Raw genomic sequence first — 1,391 nt, forward strand, 5'->3', positions numbered from 1 at the left:
TCGAACAGTTTGGCAATTTGATGAATCGTTTCACCTTTGCGCCAGCGGTCCCACATGAGTGCTTTCTGACTCTCAGAATAGTAGATCCTCGGCCTCTGCTTCATTTGCAACACCTCCACTGCTTGCGCAGATTCTAGTGTGTTGCATCGACCGGTTGAATCCGCAGCTCGTGGCGGCCGTTCGCCCACGGTGCCTGATCGAATGTATCGTAGTTCCCACTAAATTTTTTGAGCTGAACCCAAGATGTTGGACGGTGGTTGAACGAACTTCACGCGAATCGAATCCGGTACTCGACGGGACTCAGGCCCTTGAGCTTCAGCTTGATCCGATCATGATTGTAGTACCGGATGTAGTTATCAATGCCTGTTTGCAGCTCCTCTACGCTGCGGAATTTCTCCAGGTAGTAGAGCTCGGACTTTAACGTGCCGAAGAAGCTCTCCATCGCGGCATTGTCGAGGCAATTACCTTTACGCGACATGCTTTGCTGCGCAGCATGTGCGTCAAGCAGCCGCCGGTATTCGGGCATCCTGTATTGCCAACCCTGGTCCGAATGCAGCATCGGCCGGTCATCAGCTTTCAACCTGCTAAAGGCTTTCTTGAGCATCGCGCCGACCATACCGAACAGTGGCCGAGGGGACATCTCATACGACACGATTTCGCCATTGAAGAGATCCAGTACGGGAGACAAGTACAGTTTCCGACTGACCCTGCCTCGTTTTCACGTACAGCATGTCATGCAGCAGCGCGTAGGGTTTTGAACCGCCCCGGATTTTGTGGAGGCTCCAACTCTTGAGAGAATGGAGCCATGAACAAGAAGGTAACCAAGTTTTCCCCGGAAGTCCGAGAGCGCGCAGTGCGTCTGGTGCGGGAGCAGCGTAGCGAACATCCGTCGATGTGGGCAGCGATCGAATCGATTGCGCCGATGATCGGCTGCACACCGCAGACACTGCACGAGTGGGTCAAGCGCGACCAGGTCGACCACGGTGAGCGCGATGGCGTGACCACAGACGAGCGCGAGCGCCTCAAGGCCTTGGAGCGCGAAGTCAAGGAGTTGCGTCGTGCCAACGAGATTCTCAAGGTCGCGAGCGCGTTTTTCGCCCAGGCGGAGCTCGACCGCCGTTTCAAGTCCTGAAGGCCTTCATCGATCAGCATCGCGACACCTTCGGGGTCGAGCCGATCTGCAAGGTCTTGCGGATTGCCCCGTCGGGCTACCGACGCCATGCCGCGCAGCTTCGTGATCCGGCACGACGCTCTGTTCGCGCAATCCGAGATGAACGTCTGCGGCCGGAGATCGAGCGTGACCCTGCCTCGTTTTCACGTACAGCATGTCATGCAGCAGCGCGTAGGGTTTCGTATTCGACGGGAGTGCAGTAGTCGATCGACGTGTGCAT

2 pseudogenes and 1 other annotated feature are annotated in these 1,391 nt (G+C 56.5%); of the pseudogenes, one reads left to right on the forward strand and one right to left on the reverse strand.

The features are described from left to right. Positions 1–268: 268 nt before the first annotated feature. Positions 269–700 (reverse strand): annotated as a pseudogene (locus tag HWX39_RS35805) (IS3 family transposase); the annotation flags it as partial. A 105-nt stretch (positions 701–805) separates the two neighbouring features. On the opposite strand from HWX39_RS35805, the pseudogene HWX39_RS35810 reads away from it, so the two are divergent. Continuing rightward, positions 806–1,391, forward strand: a pseudogene (locus HWX39_RS35810) (transposase); the annotation flags it as partial. Continuing rightward, positions 1,087–1,203 (forward strand) — a sequence feature (AL1L pseudoknot). It overlaps the preceding pseudogene by 117 nt.

It is taken from the genome of Burkholderia sp. BCC0322 (assembly GCF_902833045.1).
GTDB lineage: Bacteria > Pseudomonadota > Gammaproteobacteria > Burkholderiales > Burkholderiaceae > Burkholderia.